Raw genomic sequence first — 7,279 nt, forward strand, 5'->3', positions numbered from 1 at the left:
GTACCGAAGTGGGCGTGGGTGACGTTGTCGCCCGTATCCCGCAGGAAACCTCGAAGACCCGCGACATCACGGGTGGTCTGCCGCGCGTTGCCGACCTGTTCGAAGCCCGCAAGCCGAAGGAGCCGGCGATCCTCGCGGAGCGCTCGGGTATCGTCAGCTTCGGCAAGGACACCAAGGGCAAGCAGCGCCTGATCATCAAGGATGTGGACGGCAACGAGCACGAGGAGCTGATTCCCAAGTGGCGTCAGGTCATCGTCTTCGAAGGCGAGCACGTGGAGAAGGGCGAGACCGTCGTCGACGGCGAGCCGAATCCGCATGACATCCTGCGCCTGCTGGGTGTCGAGCCGCTGGCCTCGTACCTGGTCAAGGAAATCCAGGACGTCTACCGCCTGCAGGGCGTGAAGATCAACGACAAGCACATCGAAGCGATCATTCGCCAGATGCTGCGCAAGGTCGAGATCACCGAGGCGGGTGACAGCACCTACCTGCGCGGCGAGCAGATCGAGCGCGTCCGGATCAACGAGGAAAACGATCGCGCCGAGAAGCGGGGCGAGCGTCGGGCCGGGTTCGAGTCGATCCTGCTGGGTATCACCAAGGCGTCGCTGGCCACCGAGTCGTTCATTTCGGCGGCTTCGTTCCAGGAAACCACCCGCGTCCTCACGGAAGCGGCGGTTCGTGGCACCCGCGACACGTTGCGCGGCCTCAAGGAAAATGTTATTGTTGGACGGCTAATCCCTGCGGGTACGGGTCTGGCATACCACGCTTCGCGTCGTAGCCAGGGCGGTCTGACGGCCTCGGAGCTCGAAACCCTCTCGGTTTCGACCCCGGCTGTCACGTTCGAAGAGGCCTCCGCCGGGTCCAACGATAGCGCCGAGTAAGGCCCTCCACGGGTTTTGCTTGTTACATACGAAATGAGGCGCAAGGAAGCGCCTCGTGTTCGGAATCACGGACGATGGGCGCCAACCCGCTTTGCGGGCTGCGCACGTCAACAACGCTTATCTGGCGGGCCGATCATTCGGTCTGCCTTTATGTTTCTCAGGAATAGCTTCGCATGACGACAGTCAACCAGTTGGTTCGCAAAGCCCGCAGCCCGAAGGCGTACAAGAGCGCGTCGCCGGCCCTGCAGAGCAGCCCGCAGCGTCGCGGCGTCTGCACGCGCGTTTACACGACCACCCCGAAGAAGCCGAACTCGGCGCTGCGTAAGGTTGCCAAGGTGCGCCTCACCAACGGTTTCGAAGTCATCAGCTACATCGGTGGCGAAGGTCATAATCTCCAGGAGCACTCGGTGGTCCTGATCCGTGGCGGTCGCGTCAAGGATCTCCCCGGTGTGCGTTACCACACGGTTCGCGGCAGTCTCGACTGCGCCGGCGTGACCAAGCGTCGCAAGTCGCGCTCGAAGTACGGCGCCAAGCGCCCGAAGAGCTGAGCAAAGGACAAGAATTATGTCGCGTAAAGGTTCCCATCCCGCCCGTGTGGTCCTCCCGGACCCGAAGCACGGAAGCCAGCTGATTGCCCGCTTCATCAATATGGTGATGAAGTCCGGTAAGAAGTCCGTTGCCGAATCCATTGTGTACGGCGCCCTCCAGCACATCAGCGAAAAGCATGGTGAGCCGGTGCAGCTCGTCGAGAAGGCCCTGGCGAACATCGCCCCGGCCGTCGAGGTGAAGTCGCGTCGCGTTGGTGGTGCTACGTACCAGGTTCCGGTCGAAGTCCGTCCGGGCCGCCGTATGGCGCTTGCCATGCGCTGGGTGATCGACGCGGCGCGCAAGCGCGGCGAGACGTCCATGCCGCGCAAGCTGGCCGCCGAACTGCTCGAAGCCTCGGAATCCCGTGGCGGCGCTGTCAAGAAGCGCGAAGAAACGCATCGTATGGCAGAGGCCAACAAGGCCTTCTCGCATTACCGCTGGTAATTACTACAGCTTCAGATTGAGGAAAGACCGTGGCACGCACCACTCCCATCGAGCGCTACCGCAACTTCGGCATCATGGCTCACATCGATGCCGGCAAGACCACGACCACGGAGCGCATCCTGTTCTACACCGGCGTCAGTCATAAGATTGGCGAGGTGCATGACGGTGCGGCGACGATGGACTGGATGGAGCAGGAGCAGGAGCGCGGCATCACCATCACTTCCGCTGCCACGACGGCATTCTGGAAGGGCATGGATCGTTCGCTGCCCGAGCACCGCTTCAACATCATCGACACCCCGGGACACGTCGACTTCACCATCGAAGTGGAGCGTTCGCTCCGCGTGCTCGATGGTGCGGTGTTCGTGCTCTGTGCCGTGGGTGGTGTGCAGCCGCAGTCCGAGACTGTCTGGCGTCAGGCCAACCGGTACAAGGTTCCGCGCATTGCGTTCGTCAATAAGATGGACCGCACGGGCGCGAACTTCTACAAGGTCGTCGACCAGCTGAAGGCCCGCCTTGGTGCCAACCCGGTGCCGATGCAGGTGCCGATCGGTGCCGAAGACAACTTCGACGGCGTTATCGACCTCCTCAAGATGAAGGCAATCAACTGGGACATGGAGTCCCAGGGCATGAAGTTCGAGTACAAGGAGATTCCGGCTGAGCTGCTCGAGAAGGCGACGACGGCACGTACGGCAATGATCGAAGCCGCCGCGGAAGCGACGGAAGCGTACATGGACAAGTACCTCGGTGGCGAAGAGCTGACCGAGCTCGAGATCATTGAAGGTCTGCGTCTGCGCACCCTGCGCAGCGAGATCATTCCGGTGTTGTGCGGTACCGCCTTCAAGAACAAGGGCGTCCAGGCCATGCTCGACGCGGTGGTCAACCTGCTGCCGTCGCCGCTCGACCGTCCGCCGGTCGAAGGTATCGACGAGAACGAGCAGCCGGACACCCGCGAAGCAAAGGACGACGCTCCGTTCTCGGCGCTGGCGTTCAAGATCATGACCGATCCGTTCGTCGGTGCGCTGACGTTCTTCCGTGTCTATTCGGGCACGCTGAACGCTGGTGACCCGGTGTACAACCCGGTCAAGTCGAAGAAGGAGCGCATCGGCCGCATGCTGCAGATGCACGCCAACGAGCGTCACGAACTGAAGGAAGTCCGCGCTGGCGATATCGCTGCTGCGGTCGGCCTCAAGGACGTCACGACCGGTGACACGCTCTGCGCGCAGGATCACATCATCACCCTGGAGCGCATGACGTTCCCGGAGCCGGTGATCTCGATGGCGGTCGAGCCGAAGACCAAGTCGGACCAGGAAAAGATGGGTGTCGCCCTCGGCCGTCTGGCCGCGGAAGATCCGTCGTTCCGCGTCAAGACGGACGAAGAGTCGGGTCAGACGATCATCTCGGGCATGGGCGAGCTTCACCTGGACATCCTGGTGGACCGCATGCGTCGCGAGTTCAACGTCGAAGCCAACGTCGGCAAGCCGCAGGTGGCTTATCGCGAAACGATTACGCTGCAGGACGTCAAGTCGGACTACAAGCACGCCAAGCAGTCCGGTGGTAAGGGTCAGTACGGTCACGTCGTGATCGAACTGTCGCCGATCACCGATGCCGATCGTGCCGATCCGAAGCTCACGATCAAGGACGATTTCCTTTTCATCAACGACATCTCCGGTGGCGTGATTCCGAAGGAATTCATTCCGTCGGTCGAAAAGGGCTTGCGCGAGACGATCACCAGCGGTCCGCTCGCGGGCTTCCCGGTCGTCGGCGTGAAGGTGAAGCTCGTCTTCGGTTCGTACCATGACGTCGATTCGTCGGAAATGGCGTTCAAGCTCGCCTCGTCGATGGCGTTCAAGCAGGGCTTTGCGAAGGCCAAGCCGGTACTGCTCGAGCCGATCATGAAGGTCGAAGTTGTGACGCCGCCTGACTATGTCGGTGACGTGATGGGCGATATTTCGCGCCGTCGCGGCATGCTGACCGGTCAGGAAGAAACGCCGTCGGGCAATACGATCAATGCGATGATTCCGCTTGGTGAAATGTTCGGTTACGCGACCACGATTCGTTCGCTGTCGCAGGGTCGCGCCACGTTCACCATGGAATTCGACCATTACGATCCGGCGCCCAGCAATGTCGCCGATGAGGTCATGAAGAGGTCCTGATAAGGGCTTCTTCTCTTAAACTTATAACGTTTTTTTTCGAGGTTTCAGGTCATGGCAAAGGGTAAGTTCGARCGYAAGAAGCCGCACGTSAACGTCGGCACCATCGGTCACGTCGATCACGGCAAGACCACGCTGACGGCTGCACTGACGAAGATCGGTGCCGAGCGTTTTGGCGGTGAATTCAAGGACTACGGTTCGATCGACGCTGCKCCGGAAGARAAGGCACGCGGCATCACGATCTCGACSGCSCACGTYGAATATGARWCGCCGRYSCGCCACTAYGSSCACGTCGAYTGCCCSGGMCAYGCYGACTAYGTSAAGAACATGATCACCGGTGCGGCGCARATGGACGGCGCGATCCTGGTKTGCTCGGCYGCYGAYGGCCCGATGCCGCAGACSCGCGAGCACATCCTGCTGTCGCGCCAGGTTGGCGTGCCGTACATCGTCGTGTTCCTGAACAAGGCCGACATGGTGGACGACGCCGAGCTGCTCGAGCTGGTCGAGATGGAAGTCCGCGAACTGCTGTCGAAGTACGAGTTCCCGGGCGACGACACCCCGATCATCCACGGTTCGGCCCGTCTTGCTCTTGACGGCGACCAGTCGGAAATCGGCGTGCCGTCGATCATCAAGCTGGTTGACGCGCTGGACAGCTGGATCCCGCAGCCGGAGCGTGACATCGACAAGCCGTTCCTGCTGCCGGTGGAAGACGTGTTCTCGATCTCCGGTCGCGGTACGGTGCTGACCGGTCGTGTTGAGCGCGGTATCGTCAAGGTGGGTGACCCGGCCGAAGTGATCGGTCTGAAGGACACCCAGACCACGACGGTSACGGGCGTKGAAATGTTCCGCAAGCTGCTCGAYCAGGGYCAGGCCGGYGACAACRTCGGCGYGCTGRTCCGYGGYSTSAAGCGTGAMGRCGTCGAGCGTGGCCAGRTYCTGKSCAAGCCGGGTTCGGTCAMGCCGCACACCGAGTTCGAGGGTGAGGTGTACATCCTGWCGAAGGACGAGGGYGGYCGTCAYACGCCGTTCTTCASCAACTAYCGTCCGCAGTTCTACTTCCGYACGACGGACGTGACCGGTTCGATCAAGCTGCCGGAAGGCGTCGAGATGGTGATGCCGGGTGACAACGTGAAGATCAACGTCACGCTGGGCTTCCCGATCGCCATGGACGAAGGCCTGCGTTTCGCGATCCGTGAAGGCGGTCGTACCGTCGGCGCCGGCGTCGTGGCAAAGATCAACAAGTAAGAACGATCGCCAGGGCAGGGTGACCTGCCCAGGTATCGAAAAACGGAGGCCTTCGGGCCTCCGTTTTTTTGTGGGAGCCAGCTATGCCGGCGATGGGGTTGCAGCGACCTGGCTATCGCCCCTGAAGCTGGTCCTAGATAACGGGCAGGGCAGGGTGGGGCTATTCCGCTTCGTTGGCTTTTCGCCGATGAATCGGCTCCGACATTTCCTGATGGAAAAGCTTCCCTTTTTTCCTTGGATCCGATATATTCGTCGGGTTATATACGTCGAGTGCCCTTCAAGGGCGCCGACACACAGCGAAATGAGGTGCACGGAATGTGCTTCGAGTTCGCAGGCAAGGATGCCGGGTAGAGTGCCAACGGGCCACGGGGCGGAAGCTCTGTTGACCCAATTCGTTGTGTATTCTATACTTTTCTGTCTGGGCAGGCCGATAACTCGGTCTGCCTGAACTTTTCGGGTCATTCCGGGCGGTTTTTACCGTTCCAGAGTGGCCCGTTGCAGCACCCGTAGTTAGGTAATTGGGTTGTGCGGGGTGGCGAGAAGCCATTCCGAATCACAAGAACGTTCTTTCGATAACAGGACACGGTTTTTATGGCGAACCAAAAGATTCGCATTCGGCTCAAGGCGTTCGATCATCGTCTGATCGATCGTTCGGCCAGCGAGATCGTCGAGACGGCCAAGCGCACCGGCGCTACGGTCCTCGGCCCGATCCCCCTGCCGACCAAGATTGAGCGCTACACCATTCTGGTGTCGCCGCACGTCGATAAAGATGCCCGCGACCAGTACGAAACTCGTACTCACAAGCGCGTTCTTGACATCATCGACCCCAACGACAAAACCGTGGACGCGCTCATGAAGCTCGATCTTGCGGCTGGCGTTGACGTGCAGATCAAGCTCGGCTGAGCGGAATAAAGGATACGAAGATGAGTATCGGACTAGTTGGCCGCAAATGCGGCATGAGCCGGCTCTTCACCGAAGATGGCCGCTCGATTCCGGTGACGCTGATTGAAGCGACCCCGAATCGTGTGACGCAGGTGAAGACCGAAGAAAACGACGGCTACAGCGCGGTGCAGGTTACGACCGGCGTCAAGCGCGCGTCGCTGCTGACGGGCCCCGCAAAGGGTCATTACGCCAAGGCCAAGGTTGAGCCGGGTCGCGGCCTGTGGGAATTCCGCGTGTCCGCGGAAGACGCAGGCAAGTACGCGATCGGCACCGAGATCAAGGCTGACGACGTGTTCACCGTCGGTCAGACGGTCGACGTCGCAGGCGTGTCGAAGGGTAAGGGTTTCCAGGGCACCATCAAGCGTCACCATTTCAAGATGGGCGATGCTACTCACGGTAACTCGCTGTCGCATCGCGCCCCTGGCTCGATCGGTCAGCGCCAGACGCCGGGTCGCGTGTTTCCTGGTAAGAAGATGTCGGGCCACATGGGCGCGGTCAACCGCACCCAGCAGGGTCTCGAAGTTGTCAAGGTCGACGCCGAGCGCCACCTGATCGCAGTCAAGGGCGCAGTCCCTGGCGCGCCGGGCGGTGACGTCGTGATTCGTCCGACGACCAAGGGCTGAGGAGAGACGCCATGGAACTCAACGTTATTGGCGCCAAGGCGCTCACCGTGTCGGACGAAGTGTTCGGCGGCGAGTACAAGAAGGCCCTCGTGCACCAGGTTGTCACCGCCTATCAGGCGGCTGGCCGTGCCGGTACGAAGGCTCAGCTGTCTCGCGGTCAGATGTCCGGTACGACCAAGAAGTTCARGAAGCAGAAGGGCGGCGGTGCTCGCCACGGCGATTACCGCGCTCCGATCTTCGTCGGTGGTGGTAGGACGTTCGCAGCGAAGCCGCGTAGCTTCGAGCAGAAGGTCAACCGCAAGGCTTATCGTGTGGYGATCCGTTCGATCGTTGCCGAGCTGACCCGCCAGGGTCGCCTGAAGGTTGTGCCCGAGCTTTCGATCGAAGGCCCGAGCACCAAGGGCATGAT

General features: G+C 61.0%; 7 protein-coding genes and 1 pseudogene. All 8 read left to right on the top strand.

Annotated elements, in window-relative coordinates; translation table 11 throughout:
- Positions 1 to 878: pseudogene (locus tag AC1DT2_RS12515) on the top strand (DNA-directed RNA polymerase subunit beta'); the annotation flags it as partial.
- A 173-nt stretch (positions 879 to 1,051) separates the two neighbouring features.
- Complete coding sequence (rpsL, locus tag AC1DT2_RS12520; protein WP_046969520.1) at positions 1,052 to 1,426, top strand: 30S ribosomal protein S12; 375 nt, start codon at positions 1,052 to 1,054, stop codon at positions 1,424 to 1,426.
- Positions 1,427 to 1,442: 16 nt separating this feature from the next.
- Complete coding sequence (gene rpsG / locus AC1DT2_RS12525; RefSeq protein WP_063570528.1) at positions 1,443 to 1,910, top strand: 30S ribosomal protein S7; 468 nt, start codon at positions 1,443 to 1,445, stop codon at positions 1,908 to 1,910.
- Between the two features lie 29 nt (positions 1,911 to 1,939).
- Positions 1,940 to 4,063, top strand: a complete 2,124-nt coding sequence (fusA, locus tag AC1DT2_RS12530) for an elongation factor G (protein WP_213950021.1) — start codon at positions 1,940 to 1,942, stop codon at positions 4,061 to 4,063.
- A 51-nt stretch (positions 4,064 to 4,114) separates the two neighbouring features.
- Positions 4,115 to 5,305 (top strand): elongation factor Tu, encoded by a 1,191-nt coding sequence (gene tuf / locus AC1DT2_RS12535; RefSeq protein WP_477296585.1) that lies wholly within the window; start codon positions 4,115 to 4,117, stop codon positions 5,303 to 5,305.
- A gap of 591 nt (positions 5,306 to 5,896) precedes the next feature.
- Positions 5,897 to 6,208, top strand: coding sequence for a 30S ribosomal protein S10 (gene rpsJ / locus AC1DT2_RS12540; RefSeq protein WP_036140140.1), 312 nt, complete (start codon positions 5,897 to 5,899; stop codon positions 6,206 to 6,208).
- A 20-nt stretch (positions 6,209 to 6,228) separates the two neighbouring features.
- A complete protein-coding gene (gene rplC, locus AC1DT2_RS12545) occupies positions 6,229 to 6,870 on the top strand; it encodes a 50S ribosomal protein L3 (RefSeq protein ID WP_063570880.1) in 642 nt (213 codons plus the stop codon).
- Between the two features lie 11 nt (positions 6,871 to 6,881).
- The coding region (rplD, locus tag AC1DT2_RS12550) for a 50S ribosomal protein L4 (protein ID WP_477296586.1) at positions 6,882 to 7,279 on the top strand (398 nt) is incomplete at its 3' end.

Source organism: Luteibacter sp. P4_E6, assembly GCF_056401535.1.